Source organism: Sphingobacteriaceae bacterium (genome assembly GCA_016715905.1).
GTDB lineage: Bacteria > Bacteroidota > Bacteroidia > B-17B0 > Aurantibacillaceae > Aurantibacillus.
In genome coordinates this window covers 516,329-537,523 of record JADJXI010000004.1, presented here as the reverse complement: position 1 = coordinate 537,523, position 21,195 = coordinate 516,329, and the positions used below count along the sequence as shown (strand labels likewise).

General features: G+C 33.6%; 21 protein-coding genes and 1 pseudogene. 14 read left to right on the top strand and 8 right to left on the bottom strand.

Annotation, left to right across the window (positions count from 1 at the left end):
- Window positions 1–105 precede the first annotated feature (105 nt).
- Together IPM51_06595 and IPM51_06590 are read left to right on the top strand one after the other, a co-directional pair.
- Entirely contained in the window at window positions 106–1,662 is a 1,557-nt protein-coding gene (locus IPM51_06595; protein ID MBK9283975.1) for a bifunctional GNAT family N-acetyltransferase/carbon-nitrogen hydrolase family protein, read from the top strand.
- A 29-nt stretch (window positions 1,663–1,691) separates the two neighbouring features.
- Window positions 1,692–1,886 (top strand): hypothetical protein, encoded by a 195-nt coding sequence (locus tag IPM51_06590; protein ID MBK9283974.1) that lies wholly within the window; start codon window positions 1,692–1,694, stop codon window positions 1,884–1,886.
- A 12-nt stretch (window positions 1,887–1,898) separates the two neighbouring features.
- Here the strand turns inward: IPM51_06590 and IPM51_06585 are convergent, their stop codons facing one another.
- The 4 genes from IPM51_06585 to IPM51_06570 form a co-directional block, all read right to left on the bottom strand.
- Entirely contained in the window at window positions 1,899–2,645 is a 747-nt protein-coding gene (locus tag IPM51_06585; GenBank protein ID MBK9283973.1) for a shikimate dehydrogenase, read from the bottom strand.
- Window positions 2,645–4,900 (bottom strand): RNA-binding transcriptional accessory protein, encoded by a 2,256-nt coding sequence (locus tag IPM51_06580; GenBank protein MBK9283972.1) that lies wholly within the window; start codon window positions 4,898–4,900, stop codon window positions 2,645–2,647. Before IPM51_06580 ends, IPM51_06585 begins: the two co-directional genes overlap by 1 nt.
- A 79-nt stretch (window positions 4,901–4,979) precedes the next feature.
- Window positions 4,980–6,245, bottom strand: coding sequence for a dihydroorotase (locus IPM51_06575; GenBank protein MBK9283971.1), 1,266 nt, complete (start codon window positions 6,243–6,245; stop codon window positions 4,980–4,982).
- Window positions 6,246–6,249: 4 nt separating this feature from the next.
- On the bottom strand, window positions 6,250–8,298 hold the full coding sequence (locus IPM51_06570; GenBank protein ID MBK9283970.1) for a BatA and WFA domain-containing protein: 2,049 nt from the start codon (window positions 8,296–8,298) through the stop codon (window positions 6,250–6,252).
- 81 nt (window positions 8,299–8,379) lie between these two features.
- Between IPM51_06570 and IPM51_06565 the strand changes: the two genes are divergently transcribed.
- The 5 genes from IPM51_06565 to IPM51_06545 all read left to right on the top strand — a co-directional run bounded on the left by IPM51_06565 (window position 8,380) and on the right by IPM51_06545 (window position 13,151).
- The gene (locus IPM51_06565; protein MBK9283969.1) at window positions 8,380–9,021 is read left to right on the top strand and encodes a hypothetical protein; all 642 of its coding nucleotides are present in this window, start codon (window positions 8,380–8,382) and stop codon (window positions 9,019–9,021) included.
- A gap of 111 nt (window positions 9,022–9,132) precedes the next feature.
- The gene (locus IPM51_06560) at window positions 9,133–9,684 is read left to right on the top strand and encodes a hypothetical protein (GenBank protein MBK9283968.1); all 552 of its coding nucleotides are present in this window, start codon (window positions 9,133–9,135) and stop codon (window positions 9,682–9,684) included.
- 113 nt (window positions 9,685–9,797) lie between these two features.
- Window positions 9,798–10,445: a fructose-6-phosphate aldolase gene (fsa, locus tag IPM51_06555; protein ID MBK9283967.1), complete on the top strand. Its 648-nt coding sequence runs from the start codon at window positions 9,798–9,800 to the stop codon at window positions 10,443–10,445.
- A 115-nt stretch (window positions 10,446–10,560) separates the two neighbouring features.
- Window positions 10,561–12,876 (top strand): T9SS type A sorting domain-containing protein, encoded by a 2,316-nt coding sequence (locus tag IPM51_06550; GenBank protein ID MBK9283966.1) that lies wholly within the window; start codon window positions 10,561–10,563, stop codon window positions 12,874–12,876.
- Window positions 12,877–12,890: 14 nt separating this feature from the next.
- Window positions 12,891–13,151: a hypothetical protein gene (locus tag IPM51_06545; GenBank protein ID MBK9283965.1), complete on the top strand. Its 261-nt coding sequence runs from the start codon at window positions 12,891–12,893 to the stop codon at window positions 13,149–13,151.
- Between the two features lie 49 nt (window positions 13,152–13,200).
- On the opposite strand, the gene IPM51_06540 is transcribed toward IPM51_06545, so the two are convergent.
- Entirely contained in the window at window positions 13,201–14,916 is a 1,716-nt protein-coding gene (locus IPM51_06540) for a hypothetical protein (GenBank protein ID MBK9283964.1), read from the bottom strand.
- 158 nt (window positions 14,917–15,074) lie between these two features.
- Here IPM51_06540 and cyoE point away from each other — a divergent pair, with 158 nt between their 5' ends.
- The 7 genes and pseudogenes from cyoE to IPM51_06505 all read left to right on the top strand — a co-directional run bounded on the left by cyoE (window position 15,075) and on the right by IPM51_06505 (window position 18,965).
- On the top strand, window positions 15,075–15,974 hold the full coding sequence (gene cyoE, locus IPM51_06535; protein ID MBK9283963.1) for a protoheme IX farnesyltransferase: 900 nt from the start codon (window positions 15,075–15,077) through the stop codon (window positions 15,972–15,974).
- An 11-nt stretch (window positions 15,975–15,985) separates the two neighbouring features.
- Window positions 15,986–16,582: a cytochrome c oxidase subunit 3 gene (locus tag IPM51_06530; protein MBK9283962.1), complete on the top strand. Its 597-nt coding sequence runs from the start codon at window positions 15,986–15,988 to the stop codon at window positions 16,580–16,582.
- Between the two features lie 37 nt (window positions 16,583–16,619).
- A pseudogene (locus IPM51_06525) lies at window positions 16,620–17,368 on the top strand (cytochrome c oxidase subunit 3).
- A gap of 21 nt (window positions 17,369–17,389) precedes the next feature.
- Window positions 17,390–17,884, top strand: a complete 495-nt coding sequence (locus IPM51_06520; protein MBK9283961.1) for a cytochrome C oxidase subunit IV family protein — start codon at window positions 17,390–17,392, stop codon at window positions 17,882–17,884.
- Window positions 17,885–18,001: 117 nt separating this feature from the next.
- Window positions 18,002–18,196, top strand: a complete 195-nt coding sequence (gene rpmI, locus IPM51_06515) for a 50S ribosomal protein L35 (protein MBK9283960.1) — start codon at window positions 18,002–18,004, stop codon at window positions 18,194–18,196.
- A gap of 96 nt (window positions 18,197–18,292) precedes the next feature.
- Entirely contained in the window at window positions 18,293–18,637 is a 345-nt protein-coding gene (gene rplT / locus IPM51_06510) for a 50S ribosomal protein L20 (protein ID MBK9283959.1), read from the top strand.
- Between the two features lie 172 nt (window positions 18,638–18,809).
- A complete protein-coding gene (locus IPM51_06505) occupies window positions 18,810–18,965 on the top strand; it encodes a hypothetical protein (protein MBK9283958.1) in 156 nt (51 codons plus the stop codon).
- A 9-nt stretch (window positions 18,966–18,974) separates the two neighbouring features.
- On the opposite strand, the gene corA is transcribed toward IPM51_06505, so the two are convergent.
- The 3 genes from corA to IPM51_06490 form a co-directional block, all read right to left on the bottom strand.
- Window positions 18,975–20,015: a magnesium/cobalt transporter CorA gene (corA, locus tag IPM51_06500; GenBank protein MBK9283957.1), complete on the bottom strand. Its 1,041-nt coding sequence runs from the start codon at window positions 20,013–20,015 to the stop codon at window positions 18,975–18,977.
- Window positions 20,002–20,703 (bottom strand): 16S rRNA (cytidine(1402)-2'-O)-methyltransferase, encoded by a 702-nt coding sequence (rsmI, locus tag IPM51_06495; GenBank protein ID MBK9283956.1) that lies wholly within the window; start codon window positions 20,701–20,703, stop codon window positions 20,002–20,004. The genes corA and rsmI overlap by 14 nt, the downstream gene beginning before the upstream one ends.
- 101 nt (window positions 20,704–20,804) lie before the next feature.
- Entirely contained in the window at window positions 20,805–21,185 is a 381-nt protein-coding gene (locus IPM51_06490) for a hypothetical protein (protein MBK9283955.1), read from the bottom strand.
- Between the last annotated feature and the right edge of the window lie 10 nt (window positions 21,186–21,195).

The window sequence follows — 21,195 nt, the reverse complement described above, 5'->3', positions numbered from 1 at the left end:
TTATTTTGATTTCTCGAAAATAAATTGTATATTACTTAAAGCTAAAATTAAATTTATCCGATTTTGAACAAATAAAGATTATTGCTATCAAAAATTCACAGGACTATGAACCCAACTGAAAAATCCATTAATCATAAAAAATTAAGACTTAGAAAAATTAAAATTGAAGATTATGACCAAATTATAGCCATTCAATTAAAATGTTTTCCCGGAATGAAGCCTTGGTCGATAGAGCAATTAACCAGCCTAGTTAGTATTTTTCCGGAAGGACAAATTTGCCTTCAGTACGGCAAAAGTATCATTGCATCTTCATGTAGTCTTATTTTAAATATAGATGACTATGATGAATCAGCTTCATGGAATGAATTAACTGATCAAGGTATGATTACCAATCACAATAAGTATGGAGATACCCTTTATGGAATGGAAATAATGGTTGATCCTGATTATCGGGGTATGAAATTATCACGAAGGCTCTATGATGCGAGAAAAGATATTGCCAAACGTTTTAACTTAGAGAAGATAGTTATTGGCGGTAGATTACCTAACTACCATAAGCACGCCAAAAAAATGGGCATTGATAAGTATGTGGAGAAGGTAATCGATAAAGTGATTTATGATCCTGTTTTAACAGCACAACTTTCAAATGGGTTCTTTCTAAAAAAAGTTTTACCTGATTATTTACCCAATGATAAAGAATCACTTGGATACGCAACATTATTGGAATGGACTAATTTTGGATACAAAACAAAAGAAGAAAGAAGAAATGCAGAAGGACAATATGTTCGGGTAAGTGCAATTCAATATCAAATGCGATCAATCAAAAATTTCGAGGAATTTGAAAAATATTGTGAATTTTTTGTAGATACAGCATCTGACTACAGAAGTGATTTTGTTGTTTTCCCGGAGATGATAACCTTACAGTTATTATCCTTTCTGCCCTATAAAAAACCTGCCGATGCTATGCGTGAACTACATAAATACACACCGCATTATGAAAATTTATTTTCCAAATTAGCTATTAAATACAATGTTAATATTATCGCCGGCTCTCACTTTGCTGTAGAAAACGATAATTTATACAATATTTCATACTTATTCAGGAGAGACGGTACACACGAAAAACAATATAAAATTCATATTACGCCACATGAAAAAAAATGGTGGGGTGTTAAAAGTGGAAATAAAATAAATGTATTTAATACGGATAAGGGAAAAGTAGCCATTTTGATTTGCTATGATTCTGAATTTCCGGAATTAGCAAGAATTGCCACCAGTAAAGGAGCCAAAATAATTTTCGTGCCGTTTAATACAGATGATCGCCGAGGTTATTTGCGTGTGCGTTATTGCAGTCAGGCCAGAGCGGTAGAAAACCAGGTGTATGTAGTAATTACCGGCTGCGTTGGCAATTTACCGGATGTTGAAAATTTGGATGTTCATTTTTCACAAGCAGCCATTTTCACACCTTCTGATGTGGAATTCCATCGAGAAGCTATAGCTTCAGAAGCTACGCCTAATACAGAAACTTTAATTTATCAAGATTTGGATTTAAATTTATTAAAGCGGAATAGAGAAATGGGATCAGTACAAACCTGGAATGATAGAAAACAGGGATTCTACAAAATCACTTATGTTGAGGATGACGTTAAATATGAAATATAAATCATTTATTAATCATAAAATAAATAAATATGGCAAAAAAATCAAAATGCTGCATTTGTGCCGGAGGTAAATTTGAGTTAGCCGAATGTAAACCAATTAATAGCAGCGAAAAGATTCTGTTATTACAATGCGCTGAATGTGGAACTATATTTGGCTCATTAGATCAATATAGTACAGGAGTAATTTTGGCTAAAATAGCTCGAAAACTAAAAATAAAAATTTAACTCGTTTAGACTTTATCTTTCGTTCCAGATTTCCCAGGCTTTTTCAGCTTGTAGGTGTAACATGCTTAATCCATTCATTACACTTGCCCCCTGCTCTTCGCAAAATTCAAGAAATTTAGTTTTTTCCGGATTATAAATTAAATCATAACACAGGTGAGTACTCTCAATTTGTTCAAAAGGAATTTTTGGAAAATCTTTTACATTCGGATACATACCGCAAGGTGTTGCGTTTACAATTAATTTAAAAGATTTGAAATGTCCTTCCCCTAATTCATCATAGGTGAAAGTTTGTTTATTTTTTTTATTAATATCTGAAGTTACAAATGCGTTGGTTATACCAATTTTATTCAAACTAAAAGCCACGGCTTTTGCAGCACCTCCGGTACCCAAAATCAAAGCTCTTTCATGCGTGGGTTCTAAAAATGGTTTTATACTGGTGGAAAAACCGAATGCATCGGTATTAAATCCTATTTTTTTTCCGTTAATAATTTTTACACAATTAATGGCATTTATCTCTTTAGCTTCCTCTGAAATTTCATCCAAATAGGGAATTATACTTACTTTATAAGGATTTGTAATATTAAATCCTTTGATATCTGTGTTTGTTTTTAAATGTTCAAAAAACAAATCTAAATGATCAAACTCAAAATTATAATACAGGTAATCCGATAAATTATCCGTTTTGAATTTATTTTCAAAATATTTTTTGGAAAAGGAATGGCTTAACTTTTTTCCCAGTACACCGTATATTACCGCCATTATTTTTTGAATTTATTTTTTAAGGCAGCTAAGGCTTCATTCATATTCTCAGGGTTGTAACTCGTTTCTTTCTCTTCCGTTTTTTGTTTATGCTTAGAGGTAATATTTGTATTTAAATTTTCGCCTTTCATGCTTAAGGCGATTCTTTTTCTTTTTACATCCACATCACTTACAGTAACCCAAACTTTTTGTCCGGCTTTTACAACTTTAGCCGGATCATCAACAAAAGTATCGCTCAATTGCGAGATGTGTACCAATCCATCTTGATGCACGCCCACATCAACAAAAGCTCCAAAATTTGTTACGTTGGTAACTATTCCCGGCAAACGCATTCCCTCTCGTAAATCTGCAATTTCATGAACATGTTCATCAAAACTAAATAGTTCAAAGTCTTTTCTAGGATCTCTTCCCGGCTTTTCCAATTCATTCATAATATCCTTTAGCGTGGGTAAACCTATTTGCTCATTGGTATAATCGTTTAGTTTTATTTTCTGACGTATTTCTTTCTTAGTGATTAAATCTTCAATGCCACAATTTAAATCATGAGCCATTTTTTCTACAATGTAATATGATTCGGGATGAACCGCACTTTTATCTAATGGATTTAAAGCACTTGAAATCCGCAAAAATCCCGCGCACTGTTCGAATACTTTTTCTCCCATTCGAGGAACATTCAAAATATCTTTTCTTTGTTTAAACGCACCATTTTCATTTCTAAATGCCACAATATTTTGTGCCAAACCCGGACCAATACCTGAAACATACGAAAGTAATTCCTTAGAGGCCGTGTTTAATTCAACACCAACCGCATTCACACAACTTTCAACCACTTCATCCAATTTATTTTTCAGCAAAAACTGATCTACATCGTGTTGATACTGCCCTACTCCGATTGATTTTGGATCAATTTTTACTAATTCGGCGAGTGGATCGGCTAATCTTCTTCCTATAGAAACAGCACCTCTAACGGTTACATCCTGATCAGGAAACTCTTCACGCGCTACTTCAGATGCAGAATATACAGATGCACCCGATTCACTCACAACAATAACAGGAATTGTTTTTGGCAAATACGCTATAGCTCTAATAAAAGCTTCTGTTTCACGCGAAGCGGTTCCATTTCCAATGGCTATGGCTTCAATATTATGTTTTTCGCAAAAAGCCAACACAATCATTTCAGCTTCCGCTTTTTTTCTTTGTGGCTCATGAGGATAAATCACGGTATTCTCTAAAAGTTTTCCTTCGCGATTTAAGGCAACCAATTTGCATCCGCTTTTAAAACCCGGATCAAGTGCCAGAATGTTTTTCTGTCCTAATGGCGACGATAAAAGTAACTCCCTTAAATTTTCGGCAAAAACCTGAATAGCTTTTTCGTCGGCTTGCAGCTTAGCCTGTACGCGCATTTCGGCTTCTATACTGGGTTGCAGTAATCTTTTATAACCGTCTTCAATGGCCATTTTCAACTGATTGGCGTTTTCATTTCTGGATTTGACAATATTTTTTTCAATTAAATGATGAGCATCTTCATTATCAACCTGAATATCTATTATTAACACATCTTCTTTTTCGCCTCTTCTCATGGCCAGCATGCGATGACTTGGACAAGAAGCTAATTTTTCCTCCCACTCAAAATAATCTTTAAACTTTTCTCCCTCCTCTTCTTTTCCTTTAATTAATTTACTTTTAATAATGGCAGTTCTTTTAAATAAATCTCGAATAGCATCTCTAACCGCAGCATTTTCAGAAATAATTTCAGCCACTATATCCCGTGCACCATGTAAGGCTTCTTCGGCGTTTGTTACTTCTTTCTCAATGGAAATGAATTTTTCTGCTTCTTGAAAAGGATTCTCATTGCTTTGTTCTAATAAAAATAAGGCCAGCGGTTCAAGTCCTTTTTCTTTAGCTATTGTTGCTTTGGTTCGGCGTTTAGGTTTATAAGGAAGGTATAAATCTTCCAACGCAGATAAGGTGAGGGTCGCATTAATTTTTTCTTTGAGTTCCTCAGAAAGTTTGCCTTGTGAATCAATGGATTTTAAGATCGTTTCCTTTCTTTGTTCGAGTTGCCGAAGTCTTTCTATTTCGTGTTTGATTTGTAAAATTTGGAGTTCATCTAAACCGCCGGTCATTTCTTTTCGGTATCTTGAAATAAAAGGAACAGTTCCGCCCTCATCCAATAATCGTACGGTAGCCGTAACATTTCTGCTATCAATTTTTAGTTCATCGGCAATAGTAAAATACAATTTAGCTTCGTTCATAGGTACAATAAGAAAAACTGAAATTAACCTGTTATAAGAAATAAATCAAAACAAGTTTTTATTGAAAATTGAACAATATTTAGTTGAAGAATTGTTTACTTCCATTCAAGACTCCAATTACTTTGCCCTTCATAGTTCTATTTAAAAAAGGTGAATTTTTGGATTGGGAATAATTGTTTTTTTCGGTGAGTGTGAAATTTTCATCCAATGTAAAAAGGGTCAAATTAGCCGTTTCTCCTTCTTCAATATCCGGATTATTTATGCCAAGAATATCTCTGGGGCCACTAGTAAAGCCTTTAATTATTTGTTCTAATGCATCGCTACCAAGGGCTTCTATACAAGTATTAAAAGCGGTTTGTAGATTTATAATTCCGTTTTCCGCCAAATCAAATTCAAGTTCTTTACTTTCGTTATCCTGTGGTAGGTGATCACTTACAATTACGTCAATCCATCCATTGATTACTGCATTACGTATAGCCTGTACATCTTTTTTAGAACGTAATGGAGGATCTACTTTAAAATTAGTATCAAATTCTTTTAAAGCACTTTCGTCTAAAAGTAAATTTATGGATGAAACTCCTGCTGTAATTTTTAATCCTGCGCTTTTCGCTTTTTTTATTAAGTCAAGTCCGGCTTTTGTACTTACAGTAGGAATATGCATTTTACCTCCGGCATATTCAAGTACGGAGATATTACGTTCAATCATAATTTCTTCAGCCAAAGCCGGAATTCCTTTTAAACCCAAACTTACCGATACTTCGCCCTCATTCATTTGACCACCTAGTGAAATACTTTCGTCGTTACAATGTGTAATAATAAAAGTGTTAGCGTTATTGGAGTACTGTAGTGCTCTCATTAAAACTCCTGAATCTTTTATGGGGTGTTTATGATCACTAAATGCAAGAGCGCCGGATTGAGTCATATCAAACATTTCCGATAATTCTTTTCCTTTAGCGTCAACGGTAATTGTACCTAATGGAAAAACATCAACTACCTTATTGATGGTTTTATTTTTAATGTATTCGATTTGAGATTTTCCGCTTAGGCTTGGCGTGTTATTATTATGGATGCACACCCCGGTAAATCCGCCGGCTGCAGCACACTTTATCATACTTTCTAAATCTTCTTTAAACTCATAACCCGGATCGCATGCTACCGCTTGCAAGTCGAACCATCCGGCTGACAAAAACAAACCTTTTTGTTCAATAACTTTAGTGCTGCCTTTAACTTCAATACTTTTAGCAATTTTGCTAATCTTTCCGCCCTCAATTAAAACATCCATGGTTTTAAGGTGATGCGAGTTTCCTTCGGCAATAATTTTGGCTTGTTTTATGAGTATGCTCATTTTTTTACTTTATAAAGCGCAATAAAAGTATTTCAATTAATAAAAAGGTCAAAGCTAAAATTACAAACAATTTCCACAATGGCGTGCCATTAATTCCGGAATTTAATTGTGAAATGCTGTTTTTTTCATCCACTTTCAACAAAAACATATTCTTATTTCCATTTTGGGCAATTTGATCGTTTATTTCTTCGGCTGTATAACATTTTAAATGTGATTCAATTCGCGAATAATTAAAAGCGATAGGAAAAACGGGTAATTTATTTTGTTCAATTGTATAAAATCCGGGTTGATGGATTTGAAATTGCGTATACAATAACAAACTTTGACCTAAAGTTTTGAAGGAAGGAATAATATCTAAACTACCGGTTAAGCCACGGATATGTGCAGGCTCTGAATTATTTTTCATTTCATTTTTTATACGCAGTACATTGTTATTGTCAATTCGGTAATAAATAGATTCATTTTTTAAACTACTGAAACAAATACGGTAAATGGTTGGAACAAAAAGGGCGTGTTTACTGAAATTACTACTCTTTTCGGTCATAGGATCAAGACTTAAGTACACATTACCACCATAATTTGAATTTCGTATTAATACAGGATTATCATTTTGAAGTTTTAAAATAGTTTCATAAACTTTGTTTTGTGGGGAATTGATATTAAAATGATTATAGATGATTGGTAAATTCACCCGATCATCCATTTTTTCAAAAACGCCGGCAAAGAATTTGTTTTCGAGTTCAATTTTCGACAAGTTTATCCGATTCGTATCGAATTGAAGGGAATATGGTAAATCAAAACCGGCTAACAAATTTTTATAGGATTCAACATCAGCGTTCTCTTCCGGAAGAATGAAGAGGCAACCTTCATTTTCCACAAATTTTTTTAATTCAACCAATAAACCGGAAGAGATAGAATGCAGATTTCGAAGTATGATTACGTTTGAATTATTGAAAGCTGAATAATCTATTGCTTCTTCTTTAAAAATCTTTAGATCAAATAAACTATCTGATTTAAAAATAGATTCAAATCCGGTTTCACGACTCGAATTTTTGCCATTAATTACACAAACATTAATATTTAATAAGGAATTGAATGCAAAAAATAATTCATCATCAAAGGTCACGGGATAATCTTCAATCAGGACAGAACCATAATTAAATCCACTTTCTTTACATTCAAAATTGAAATTTATTTCTTTATTGCTATTCGGTTGAATGGAAAATGCTGAAATTCCCAATTGCGTATTATTCACAATTAGTTTAGCTGAAGCCGCATTAACAGGTTCGTTGCCATCATTAACTATTTTCACGTTTAAAGTTTGAATAAATCCTTTTTGTTGAAGTGGCGAATTAAAATAACACGTATCAATAAAGACATTATTCACTTTATTAGGATCAAGTTTCAGCAAATAGTATTGAGTAGTTGAATCAACACTCAAATTATTTAAATTAAAAGTAGTTTGCTGCCCGTCACTGATTATAAAAATAAATTTGTTTCCTTTAGAAGAATTAAGAAATTCATTTTGCCTTTTGATGACATCACTTATATTTCGGACGGAAGAAGAGCTCTTTATATCCTCAATCAGTTCTTTTACTTCTTCATTGGAATAAAATCTTTGATGTTTTCCTTCAAAATCATTGGTAATGATTTGAATTTTATCAGTACCGCTTAAATTTCCGACAATTTGTTGAGCTTGATTTTTGGCCAATTCTAATAATGGACCTTGTTTTCCTACATTATCCATGCTGAAGGAATTGTCAATATAAATACTAACCAGCTTATTCATGGAATTAAGGGGGGCGGTATCATTTTCGACTAAAATAGGTTGAGAAAAGGCCAACACCAGAAAAAGAAGGGCTAAGCAACGAGTAATTAAAATCAATACTTCTTTTAGGCGAGATTTAGACTTACTTTCCTGCTGAAGTTCTTTTAAAAATTTCACATTTGTGAAATAGATTTTGGTATATCTCCTGAAATTGAAAAGGTGGATAAGAATGGGGATGCTTATTGCAAGTAAAGCCCACAAAAAAGTGGGATATAGAAAAACCATGGTTCTAAAATTAAGTATAGTATGTGTTAAAACAATAGGATTAATTAAAAATTTTTGTATTTTTACCTACAATCGCAAATTATGTATACTGTATTAAGTTCATTAGGTAAAAATTTTATTTTATTGGGAATATTATCTCTTTCGGTAGTAAATTATTTTTATGGGATATTTGGATGGAAAGAGCTCTTATCTATTCAGGCTTTATCCGGTTTGGCCTATATATTTTTAAGTTGCTATGAGTTTTTAAATGCACAGTACAAATCTAATTTGCCGGTTCAACGCTATTCATACCTAACAAATAGATTTATAACGTTTAAAATTTTAAAAATCACCATTTACATTGGTTTTGGTATAGCATTATATTTAACAGGTTCGCGGGTTAAATATTTTTATCCAATATGTTTAATGGTGGGTTTAACAGAGGCAGCCGTTCTATTTTTAAAATACAAAAAACAAATTTGCTTTGTGAGTATTTATGCCAATTATTTGCTTTTTTCTCAAGAAAAATTATCTAAAATTTTCGCAAACGAAATTTTGTTAGTGGAGTTTCGTCATAATATTTTTTATTTTGTTAAGAAGAATAGAAAAACCAGCGTGATTAAACTGGAGCATATTACGAATAAGGACTTGTTTTTAAAGAGTATGGATGAATGGCTTAAAAGAAACAAGGTGAACGTGGGTGGTGAGTCAAGTGAGAAAATAAAGGCTATACTCAGTAACTAACCATTGCCTGTTCATATATATCCCCTAAATCTAGACCTATTTTCACTCAATAATGAGCTTATTTTTTTGTAGACAGTTAATTTAAATGTATCTTTGAATATATTAAATCTCATGAAAAAAGGAATTTTTATACTAAGCAGCTTATTGGCTTTAACATTATTATTCACTTATGCTTGTAAAAAGAAAAAAGATGAAGCAATAAAACCAGAATATAAAGCTGATACTGGAACCGGAGGAAATCCTGATCCGAATAATGTAACTACCACGGGTACGACTACTTTTAATCCAATTCCTACAGAGAATTCATCATTTTATGCTGGGGGAGCAGGATGGTCAAATCCAAGTTGTATTACTACCAGCAGTTTGTATTTAAAAGCCAATAATGGTTCAACTGAAGTAACGGTAACTTTTGCATTCCCACCTTCAATAGGAACTAATACTTATTTAGTTGCTTCAAATGTTGGAGCTCAAAGTTGTGTGTTTACTGTTTTAAACGCTCCTGGACAGCCTGAAAATATCATGTGGTATGGACGTTCAGGTTCATTACAGGTAACCAATACCGGTACTACCGTAAGTGCATCCATTATCGGTTCAGTTCGATGTGAGCAAAGCAATTTTAAATTCCCTAGTGTTACCGTTGCCGGTATCTTAGGTTGTAATTAATATCACATTCAATAATTTTTAAAGCGTTTCTTAATAGAAACGCTTTTTTTGTTAATACCTTTTTTTACTAAAAGTAAATCTCTTTCTTATCTTCATCCTTTCAAAAATAGATTATGAAATTTTTTATTGATACAGCAAACTTAGCACAAATTAAAGAGGCGCAAGACCTCGGAGTTTTAGATGGAGTAACTACTAATCCAAGTTTAATGGCGAAAGAAGGAATTAAAGGCCAAGATAATATTATTAAACATTATGTAGATATATGTAAAATTGTGACTGGTGATGTAAGTGCAGAAGTAATTGCAACTGATTACGAGGGAATTATTAAAGAGGGAGAAGCCTTAGCCAAACTTCATGATCAGATTGTAGTTAAAGTACCTATGATAAAAGATGGAATTAAAGCTATTAAATATTTTACATCGAAAGGAATTAAAACCAATTGTACTTTAGTTTTTAGTGCTGGACAAGCTTTATTAGCTGCCAAAGCAGGCGCAACCTATGTTTCACCTTTTATTGGACGATTGGATGACGTGAGCACAGATGGATTAGCCCTAATTGAAGATATACGTTTGATTTATGATAACTTTGGATACGAAACACAAATTCTTGCAGCAAGTGTTAGACATCCTATGCATATTATTGAATGCGCTAAAATAGGTGCCGATGTGGCTACATGTCCGCTTAGTGCAATTACCGCACTTTTAAAACATCCATTAACAGATTCGGGATTGGCTCAGTTTTTAGCAGATGCTAAAAAATAGTGCTTATCGCTTCAATTAATCTTATTTACAGGTACTTATCAACATCACTTTAATCTTAACAAGAAGTGATTTGTTTTCGTAATGTTATTTTATAAATTTATACTACACATTACGAATGAGCAGAATTTTTATTTTTTTTATTGCCTTCATTTTATTCAGCTTTCATAGTCGTGCGCAAACTTGCACCGCCGTGGGGATGTTGACGTTAAATCCGGGCGCTGTTGGTCCAATTGGAGCTCATATGATGGTAACATATAATCCTTTGAAAAATGTTTACTATTGGAATTCCGGCGGATTTGGTTCTAATCCAATTGCTACCTATTCTTCCACCGGAGGAAACACCATTGCTGTGGGGATGGGCAATCAAGATTGGAGAGGTTTATGGTGGAATAGTAATAATTCCAGTATAGAAGGAAATTGTTTTAATTCAGCTGGCATTTTTACAATTAATATTGATCCGATAACAGGATATGCAGGTAATGGAAGCAATATTATTTTAAGCAACAATCAACCTAATCCACAAAGTGGCGGACAATACGATGCAATAAATGATCAAGTGATTTATTATTCAGCATTTTCAATTTTAAAATATAGCAGAAGCAGTGGTTTGTTGGTTTCAACAGTACCAATCATTGGCTTACCCGGCGGAATTGGTAATATCTCTTCTTATGGGTTTTTTACCGGCAATGCAGGTATGGAATATGCAATTTATGATTATACAAATAGAAGAGCTTATACCATAAATTATAATACCGGCGCTTATGTTTCAACTATTCAATTTCCACTGACTGCAGGGGCTCCTTCGGGATTTGGTTTGGCTTACGCTAATGGTTTGTATTTTATTTATGATGGAAATAAGTGGGTAGGATATCGAGCCGGATTATGGGCTGAACATACAGCACCCGTGTGTATAGGACAGGAAGTTCAAATTACTGCCTATGGCGCCTCGAGTTATACCTGGAATACCGGAAGTAACTCAAATAGTATTGTTGTTAATCCGATATCTACAGTGATTTATACAGTGAATGGTAACTCTGGCAATTCGTGTATTTCAGTATTCACCATTAGTATTCCTGTAATTCCGGTTTCAGCACCAAGTATTGCAATTTCAGGAAGTAGCAATGTTTGTATAGGGTCAACTAAAACTTTAAGTGCATCCGGCGTTTCAACTTATTCTTGGAGTACAGGATCAAATAACTTCAGTATAACAGTTTCGCCTACTGTTTCAAGTACATATTCTGTTATTGGAAGTAATTCAGTTGGATGTCATGCCAAAGCCACTTTTTCAATCAATGCCTTAGACTCTCCTACTGTTCAGATTAATGGTAATAGTATTTTGTGTGAGGGTGAGTCAACCACATTAACAGCAACCGGCGCACCTTCGTATTCATGGAACACAGGGGCCAATTCTGAATCAATAAGTATTAGCCCAAGCGTGACAACCGTGTACACGGTAATAGGCACATTTAGTAATTCATGTTCAGATACAAAAACCATTAATGTAACCGTGAATCTGAATCCCATTATTTCAATAAATGGTTCTACTAATGTTTGTTCCGGTAAATCAGCCACATTATCTGCTACCGGTGCCAATAATTATACTTGGAGCACAGGGAGTACACTTAGCTTTATTGTTATTTCGCCCACTGCAGCTATTTCTTATAGTGTATATGGAGAAAGTATTTCAGGCTGTCCGGGTTCTAATTCTGTAAATATAAATGTAAGTGCTAGTCCAACAATTAGTGTTTTTTCAAATACAAATACAGCTTGTGCCGGAAATTCAATTACCCTATTTGCAAATGGAGCAGATTCATATTCTTGGAGCACTAATCAAGTAACACAAACAATAATTGTTACAGCAATTAACAATACTACTTATACTGTAATTGGTACAAATACAGTAAATAATTGTGCTACTCAAAATCAAATTGCAATTTCGGTTTTAGGGAGCCCTACTTTAAATGTTTCTTATCCTGCTATCGTTTGTTTAGGCGAAACTGTTACATTAACCGTATCCGGAGCTGATACCTATACCTGGAGCACCGGTTCTAACTCAACAATTGTTATTGATACCCCAACTTTAGGAACTTCATATACCATTGCCGGAACGAATTCTATTGGATGTACAAGTTCATATAGTTTACAAATGGTAGTTGCTGTTTGTAATCAAATAAGCCAATTAATTTATCAAGCTAATCAAACAACTATTTATCCTAACCCAAACAATGGTGTTTTTACGCTTATGTCTAAGAGTTCATCATCTCAGGAACTAAAACTATATGATTTGAACGGAAAATGTGTGCTTAGTCAAAAACTTATTGATCACCTACACGAAATTCAGGCCGATCATTTAGCAGAAGGATGTTACATTTTAAAATTAAATGAATCAAATGGCATAATGAGAGAATTTAAATTATTCATTAAAAAGTAAAGTTATAGATTAAGATGAATAAATTATTTGAGGAGTTGAAAGATTTGAGCGATGATGCAAGCCACCGTTCAGCATTACGAATTCAGTCCATTATAAACGACAATCCCGACTTATTTATCAAAGAATTCGGAATAGAATTATACACGGATTTTTTAAAAGGCATTAATGCCATTGCAGGTACAAGTAAAGCTCATTTAAATAGTAATGAATTTAAAGTTGAATACGGTAAACAACTTTCTTTGTTAAAGTATTATTTAAACAGAGTAAGTCCATAAAAAAAGCCTCTTTTGCAAGAGGCTTTAATTTTATATCAATTAATTAAGTTTAGTTAGTTAATCCAGTGAATCCGGCATCTTCGCGCATTTTAATGAATTCCACATCATCTTTTGCGTAAGCTTTTAAACTAGCATCTTTTTCAATTGCGGATTTTAAATTGGTAATAGCATCGCTATTGTTTCCTGAGCGAGCATTAGCAACAGCCTTTAAATAGAAGCTATAAGCCATGTCTTTTTCATCGCTTGAGTCAATCATATCCTTAACAGTTCCGGCATTGCCTGATAACATCTGAGCTAAAGCTTTATTATGTCCTTTGTAATCTCCGAAATTGTTTACAGCATCGTTATATTGCCCGTTACGTACATTTAAGATACCCATATTATACATAGTTTCTTTTGCACTACCGGCTTGTTTGTAAAGGTCCATTGCAGCCACTCTGTTTCCATTTTTTGCTTCAACAATCCCTAAGTTATTGTAAACTGCAGGTTGAACATTTCCTAAACCTTCTGCACGCTTGAAAGCTGCAGCAGCATCACTTACCTTATTTTGCATTAAATAAGCTACACCCAAGTTATTTGAAGTTCTCCAATCCGTTCCGTACTTCTTTTCAGCTGCTTCATAAACTTGAACTTTTGTGTTTACATCATTGGTTAAATTAGCGCCGTATAATAACTCTTCTACAGATAAACTATCAGGATAAGAAGTCATTAATTTAGAAATCATTTCATCAGTACGTGATTTTTTATCCACATTAACCGTGATTTCTGATCTACGTAATTTAGGTAAAACTTTGTCGGCTAATTCTGTATATGTCTTAGATAAGTTTTTAATTTCTTTTCTGCGTTGATCTGCATCCGTATACATTGTTAAAACACGTAAAATCAAATCTTTATCAGCCATAGTAGAAGCTTCCATTAAAGATTTAAATCCTTCCCAGTCTTCTTTTGTTGTACCCACCTGATATTGTTCAGCTGTTTTACCAAAAGTTACTGCTTTGTCTTTATTTTTTTTGAATTCTGACATGATAGCAACAGAACCTGATTTTGCACGATCCTTTGCTAAGTTTTCGTTCTTATCAGTTTCACCATCAGGAGAGGCATAAGCAGAAACTGAGATACCTTTAAATTCATACCAAGGAGAAGATAAATTCTCTGCTACAAACTTGCTGAAAGATTGAGTTTCTTCAGACTTTAATTCAGCAGGGCGAACATTTGATTGATTTATGGTATAATAAATATGAGTAGTTTGATTTACCGGATAAGATTTTTGGAAAGCATCAGCACCCATAATTCCTTTTTCATCATTACGCACTAAAAGCGGAGTAACGTTGGTTCCATCAGCCATTTTTACAGGATCAAAAGGTTTTACCTTCTTTTTAACTTGTCCTTCGCCACGTAATTCAACTATAGCATTACGCATTCCAGACTCATATCCAAATTTTTCAGAAGTGTAACTAAAAGTTCCACCTTGAGAATAAGAAATTTTCTGTCCACCGGTTCCTGTTGCTTTTTCGCCAATTAATATAACCGGTTTAAGTGCTTTTTCACCACCAGAATATTTTACTACCGGAGTTAAGGTTAATGTTACTTTTTTAGCAAATATTTTAGGATTAAATTTTCCGTTCACGCTGAACTGAATGCTATCTCCATGCATTTCAATCGGATTTGGCGTTAAAGTGTACTTAATGTCCTTTTGTTTTTTGAGCATTTTACCTAATCCGTCACAACCTGTTAAAATAACAGCTAACGACAGACCAGCACTCATCGTGCGTAAAAATTTTGAATTCATCGTATAAATTTAAATGTTCGAGCAAAAGTAGAAAAATAATTTAACAAAAAAAGTTTTTTTAAATAAAGTTATTGCCACCCATATAAAAAGCTAATTTCAATTACGATTTAAGTTCTAAATTTGCAATCTAAAAATTGGCACAAGGAGCGGTTAATATTCCGGAAAAAGATTCAAATTATTCAAAATTTTTGGGTTACGTGAAACTGACAAAAGTTCGCTTGTCAGCTCTTGTTGTTTTTTCTGCTCTCATTACATATTTAACAATTGCCGCTCCTTTTAACTGGCACACTCTTTTGGTACTCGCTATTGGGGGATTTTTGGTTACCGGATCTGCAAATGGCTTTAATCAGATAATTGAGCGTGATTTGGATAAAAAGATGAACAGGACAATGAACAGACCTTTGCCCTTGAACATAATTTCGTCTACTCCAGCTCTTATTTTTTGCATTATTATTGGAATAATTGGAACATTTTTATTAGGGTATTTCATTAATCCACTTTCGGGTTTGATTGGTTTTTTATCCATATTACTATATACCCTATTCTATACCCCTCTAAAACGAAAAACGCCATTATCCGTATTTGTAGGGGCGTTTCCCGGGGCTTTGCCAACTTTAATTGGGGGTATTGCAGCAACGGAAGGATTTGGAAGTGTTAGCTTTTTCACAATTTTACTCTTCATTATTCAATTTGTTTGGCAATTTCCTCATTTTTGGTCTTTAGCCTGGTTTAACAGTGAAGATTATGCAAAAGCCGACTTTTTTCTTTTACCTTCAGCAGGCGGAAAAGATGATTCAACAAAGTTTCAAATCTTGCTTTATAGTGTTGTGCTTCTCATTGTAAGTATTTTTCCTTTCGTATTTGGGTTTACCGGGATAATTAGTGCCTGCGTTTGCGTTTTAGCCGGATTAGCTTTGGTTTTACAAGCATATAATTTCTATCGGATTGGAAGTGATGTTTTGGCAAAAAAATTATTTTTCATTACCTTAATTTACCTTCCGGTTATTCAAATTGCATTAATGACTAAACAATAAAGATTTATAAAATGGCCAAAATCAGAAAACAAAGTCCACATGTTGCAGAAATAAAAGCTGCCAGCCGAAAAACAGCTAAGCCTTTATTGTATATAGGGATGGTTAGTATAGTCATGCTTTTTGCGGGGCTAACTAGTGCTTATATAGTAAGAGCAAAAAATGGAAATTGGCTTGTTTTTCAGCTTCCCGATATTATGATATTAAGTACCGCTATTTTGGTTACCAGCAGTATTAGTTTATTTATAGCAGTGAAAGCGATAAAAAATAATAATTATTTAATAGCAAATCTTGGACTTGCAATTACGTTGTTATTGGGAATAGTTTTCATTTTCACGCAATATGAGGGTTGGTTGCAGTTAACTGCTCAGGGCATTTATTTTGCCGGCAAGTATAGTAATGCATCAGGCTCTTTCTTGTACTTTATTGCTTTTATTCACGTTGTTCATATGGCTGTAGGTTTATTAGCCCTGGCTGTTTCATTAACAAAATGCATGTTGAAAAAATATTCTTCGGCTGATTACCTTGGAATTGAGCTAACTGCAATTTATTGGCACTTTATGGACTTGCTTTGGGTGTATTTGTTTTTGTTTTTATATTTTTATCGTTAATATTGCATCGTATAATTTAACACTTTTTTAATTTCATATGGCACATCATACTGCTGAAATTGACCCGAAAGAAGCCTGGGGTGGAGGTCGTTCACCATTTGCCGTTAGTTACGGTAAATTATTTATGTGGTTCTTTCTTATCTCCGATGCATTAACATTTGGAGGATTATTAATGTCTTATGGCTTTATTCGTCATAAGTATGCTGATGTTTGGCCAAAAGCAGAAAATGTGTTTACACACTTTCCTTTTGTGGAACAACATTTACCATTAGCTTATGTAGGTTTAATGACTTTTATCCTCATTATGTCTTCGGTTACTATGGTTTTAGCTGTTGAAGCAGGAAAACGATGGATAGAAAAGGCGTAACGGTTTGGATGTTGTGGACAATTATTGGCGGATTAGCTTTCGTTTTATCTCAAGCTTGGGAGTGGTATCATTTTATTGTTGGTACACATACTGGTGGCCCAACTGGTGAAGGTGGATTTTGGCGTAATATTTGGGATCCTGAAAAACAAGCTTATGTGAAACAATTATGGCATGGCGCTAACATGACCGTGAATGAATATGGTGTGCCGCAATTTGCGAACTACTTTTTCTTTATTACAGGATTCCACGGAACACACGTTTTTTCTGGAGTAGTAATCAATTTTGTGATATTCATGAATGTTCTTAAAGGTACTTACGAAAAACGTGGACACTATGAAATGGTTGAGAAAGTAGGATTATATTGGCACTTTGTAGATTTGGTTTGGGTTTTCGTATTTACTTTCTTTTATTTACTATAAAAATATTTTAAAAATTAGCATATGTCAGAATTTCACGATAATTATCCATCTTATGAAACCATGTACAATCATGATGAGGCTTATGGAAAAAAGGCCCGCAGAACATTATGGAATGTGTTCTGGATCATGTTGGTTATTACTATTTTTGAACTAATTATAGGTTCTATGGCGCCTAGTCATGGTTGGTCAGGAACTTTATGGTTAAAAGTTTTATTTATTGGTTTAACGCTGGCTAAAGCGGGATACATTGTTATTAAATTTATGCACTTGGGTCACGAAGTAAAAGCCTTTAAATATGTGATTTTAGCTCCTTATTTAGTATTAATGTCTTATGGTATTTTCATCATATTAACTGAAGGAACTTATGCAGGAGAATCTGGAAGGTTTACTAGAGTTGACCCTATTTTAGTGCAACAACAAGAACAATTAAGATCCGGACATGGACATGGCGCTGATCACGCAGAACATAGTGAAGAAGCTGCAAAAAGCGAAGGGCACAGTTCTGAAGCACACTAATTAAGGTAATTTATAACTTTTTATAAAAGGGGCTGTTTTTTACAGCCTTTTTTTATTGAAATACATTGCCAAATGAATATATTTAATTATCTTTGCCATCCTTAAAATTGAATAGAAATGCCAAAAATGAAAACTAATTCCAGCGCTAAAAAGCGTTTTAGTGTAACTGGAAGCGGTAAAATCAAAAGAAAAAAGGCTTACAAGCGTCATATCCTTACAAAAAAGGAAAAAGATCGTAAACGCGGTTTAGCAAAAAGCGCTTTAGTAAGCAAAGAAGACACAAGTAACATTAAATTTTTACTTGCTATTTAATTTCGTTGATTTAATCGGTTAATTAAAAAAATGTTTAACCCAGAATTCAGTAATAAGTCCGGAAACGGCGCTGAATTTTAAAACAAAAAACAAAAAATGCCACGTTCAGTAAATCATGTAGCCAGTAAGGCTCGCAGAAAAAAAATCCTAAGACTTACCAAAGGTTATTGGGGAGCAAAAAGCAATGTATTAACAGTTGCTAAAAACGCATTAGAAAAAGGTTTAACCTACGCTTACCGTGATCGTAAAAACAAAAAACGCAGCATGCGCGGAATGTGGATACAAAGAATTAACGCCGGTGTGCGTGAGCACGGATTAAGTTACTCAGAGTTTATGGGTAAATTAAACTCTAAAGGTTTACAATTAAACCGTAAAGTTTTGGCTGATTTAGCATTAAATCATCCTGAAGCATTTGCAGCTGTAGTAAATCAGGTAAAATAATTTAAAAGAGAATCTAATAATGAGTGAAAGCACCCATAACCGGGTGCTTTTTTTATTAATAACAAAAGCCTGTTGGTATTAAAGGAATCACTTGGCATTATTTAACGTTAATCGTGTCGCTTTTTTTGTTATTTTGTATTAGAATAGTAAGAACAATTAAATATTAGTAATCATGAGGTCGAAATCAGCACCCAAGAAGGAAGAGATTAAAGGGAGTACCTACTTAGTTAAATTACGTATTGACCGCAGAACGGTTATTACAGTTAGAAATAAAGAAAGTTTAAAAAACTGGAAAGCTAAATACCCGGATGCGGTAGAAGTAATTTAAATCAGAAGTTTATAGCCATTTTCTTTTTCTAAAAAACAGAAGCAATCCGGAAACAACCAGTAACATGGTTAGGCAGGTAATTAAAAAACCATATTCGGTTTTTAATCCAGGCATTTTTTCAAAATTCATTCCATAAAGTCCTGAAATAAAAGTAATTGGGATAAAAATACTCGACATAATAGTCAACACTTTCATGATTTCGTTCATTTTATTGGAATTGCTGCTAATATAAACATCCATCATTCCGGTGAGTAAATCTCTGTAAGTTTCAACTGTATCTATAATTCGTATAGTATGATCATTTAAATCTCTGAAAAATAAATGAGTATTTTCTGTAATCAATTCATTTTCGCTCCTGTTCAGGTTATTCAACATATCTCTTAATGGCCAAACCTGTCTTCTTATATGAATGATTTGCCGCTTGAGTTCATATAACTCTTGAATAGAATGCTTTTGGGGATCACTTATAATTTCTTCCTCAATAAGTTCAAGATCGTCGCCCACTCTTTCAATAACAATAAAATACCAATCAACCACCGCATCCATTAAAGCATAAAATAAATAATCGGCGCCTAATTTCCGAATTCTTCCCTTGGATTGATTTAATCGATTCCGAATAATATCAAAAGCATCAATCCCGGTAGGCTCTTGAAATGATATGATGGTATCGCCCTTTAAAATTAGTGATAATTGTTCCGATTGAACATCATCATTGTATGTTATCATTTTTACAATGCAAAATAAATAATCATCGTAGTCTTCGCATTTCGGTCTTTGATTAACATGCACTATATCCTCAAGCGTCAAAGCATGTAAATTGTGATAATCCCCGATCCGCTCAATAATCTCTGTATGATGTACCCCTTCAACATTAATCCACTTTATATATCCGTCTTTTGTTGCGTTTAAACAGTCATTGATCCCGGAGAATTCTTTTTGAATGATATCTTTTTCGTTATACTCAATCAAAGTGATTTTAGGTTGCGCTTTTCTTTCCGGTCCCAAATAAATTAATGAGCCCGGAGGAGCACCATGCTTACTCTGTATCATCCTCTTTATTTATTATATTTTTTGCCTGAACAACAACTACAATTTCTCCTTTTATAGTTTTTGATTCGAAGTGTTTAATTAATGAAGAAGCATTCCCTCGTATATTTTCTTCAAACTTTTTTGAAATTTCTCTACTCACATTAACTAATCTATCATCTCCTAAATGCAATTTAAGTTCCTCTAGTAATTTTAGAAGCCGATAAGGAGATTCATATAAAATAAAAGTTTTTTCTTCTGTCTCTAATCTTTTTAATTGCGTTAACCTGCCTTTTTTTTGAGGAAGAAATCCGTAAAACGAAAATTCATTACAGGGAAATCCACTATTTACTAAAGCAGGTACAAAGGCGGTTGCCCCAGGCAATGTGGTAACCGGTAAATTATTGTTTAAACAGGCTCTAATTAATAAAAAGCCGGGATCCGAAATTCCGGGTGTGCCTGCATCGGAAATTAATGCAATTTGTTTACCGCTCTGTATTTCGGATATGAGTTCTTCTAAAATTTTATGTTCGTTATGTTGATGATAAGATCGATATGGTGTTGTAATTTCATAATGTTTCAATAAAAAAGAACTATTGCGGGTATCTTCAGCTAAAATAACATCACAGGATTTAAGAACTTGAATAGCTCTGAATGTGATATCTTCTAAATTACCAATTGGTGTTGGTACTATAAACAAATGTCCTTCCATACCTGTTACAAGTTAAGGCTTGTAAAGAAAGGCTTGAAGATTGTATGAAAGAGTTATTCAATAAATTGGGTTAATTACTTTTTTACACAAAGTTTAGTTCTTTAATCGTTCTTTAATCGTTCTTTCAACCAAGCTAATGCTTCAACTCGGTTACTGAAAATTTTTGTGGGATGCTTTTGTTTTTTGGATACTAAATTGATGTAAAATGTGGCTATAATTCTTTGATGTAGTGCTTTAACAACAATGGCTTCTGCTAATTTTTTATCGTTTTCAGCTAAAAACTTTTTAGCTTGCGGTGTAATTTGATGTAAACTCTTACTGGCATCTAACAACACAGCCATGGGTTTACCATCAGTAAGAGTTGTTATTTCATTAAATTGAGCTTTAGCCTCTTCTAAATCTATAAGTTCATCATTTTCCAAAAGAGTCACCTCTAATATTGAATCGTTTAGTATTTTGAATGATGCTGTTTTAGAATTCATCTAACTAATT

Coding starts and splice junctions, on each gene's coding strand:
- IPM51_06520 (MBK9283961.1), top strand. CDS start 17,390: ATGTCAGAATTTCACGATAATTATCCATCTTATGAAACCATGTACAAT.
- rsmI (MBK9283956.1), bottom strand. CDS start 20,703: ATGGAAGGACATTTGTTTATAGTACCAACACCAATTGGTAATTTAGAA.
- rpmI (MBK9283960.1), top strand. CDS start 18,002: ATGCCAAAAATGAAAACTAATTCCAGCGCTAAAAAGCGTTTTAGTGTA.
- corA (MBK9283957.1), bottom strand. CDS start 20,015: ATGATACAGAGTAAGCATGGTGCTCCTCCGGGCTCATTAATTTATTTG.
- fsa (MBK9283967.1), top strand. CDS start 9,798: ATGAAATTTTTTATTGATACAGCAAACTTAGCACAAATTAAAGAGGCG.
- IPM51_06585 (MBK9283973.1), bottom strand. CDS start 2,645: ATGGCGGTAATATACGGTGTACTGGGAAAAAAGTTAAGCCATTCCTTT.
- IPM51_06505 (MBK9283958.1), top strand. CDS start 18,810: ATGAGGTCGAAATCAGCACCCAAGAAGGAAGAGATTAAAGGGAGTACC.
- IPM51_06530 (MBK9283962.1), top strand. CDS start 15,986: ATGGCCAAAATCAGAAAACAAAGTCCACATGTTGCAGAAATAAAAGCT.
- IPM51_06560 (MBK9283968.1), top strand. CDS start 9,133: ATGAAAAAAGGAATTTTTATACTAAGCAGCTTATTGGCTTTAACATTA.
- IPM51_06595 (MBK9283975.1), top strand. CDS start 106: ATGAACCCAACTGAAAAATCCATTAATCATAAAAAATTAAGACTTAGA.
- rplT (MBK9283959.1), top strand. CDS start 18,293: ATGCCACGTTCAGTAAATCATGTAGCCAGTAAGGCTCGCAGAAAAAAA.
- IPM51_06540 (MBK9283964.1), bottom strand. CDS start 14,916: ATGAGTGCTGGTCTGTCGTTAGCTGTTATTTTAACAGGTTGTGACGGA.
- IPM51_06490 (MBK9283955.1), bottom strand. CDS start 21,185: ATGAATTCTAAAACAGCATCATTCAAAATACTAAACGATTCAATATTA.
- IPM51_06580 (MBK9283972.1), bottom strand. CDS start 4,900: ATGAACGAAGCTAAATTGTATTTTACTATTGCCGATGAACTAAAAATT.
- IPM51_06565 (MBK9283969.1), top strand. CDS start 8,380: ATGTATACTGTATTAAGTTCATTAGGTAAAAATTTTATTTTATTGGGA.
- IPM51_06550 (MBK9283966.1), top strand. CDS start 10,561: ATGAGCAGAATTTTTATTTTTTTTATTGCCTTCATTTTATTCAGCTTT.
- IPM51_06590 (MBK9283974.1), top strand. CDS start 1,692: ATGGCAAAAAAATCAAAATGCTGCATTTGTGCCGGAGGTAAATTTGAG.
- IPM51_06545 (MBK9283965.1), top strand. CDS start 12,891: ATGAATAAATTATTTGAGGAGTTGAAAGATTTGAGCGATGATGCAAGC.
- IPM51_06575 (MBK9283971.1), bottom strand. CDS start 6,245: ATGAGCATACTCATAAAACAAGCCAAAATTATTGCCGAAGGAAACTCG.
- IPM51_06570 (MBK9283970.1), bottom strand. CDS start 8,298: ATGGTTTTTCTATATCCCACTTTTTTGTGGGCTTTACTTGCAATAAGC.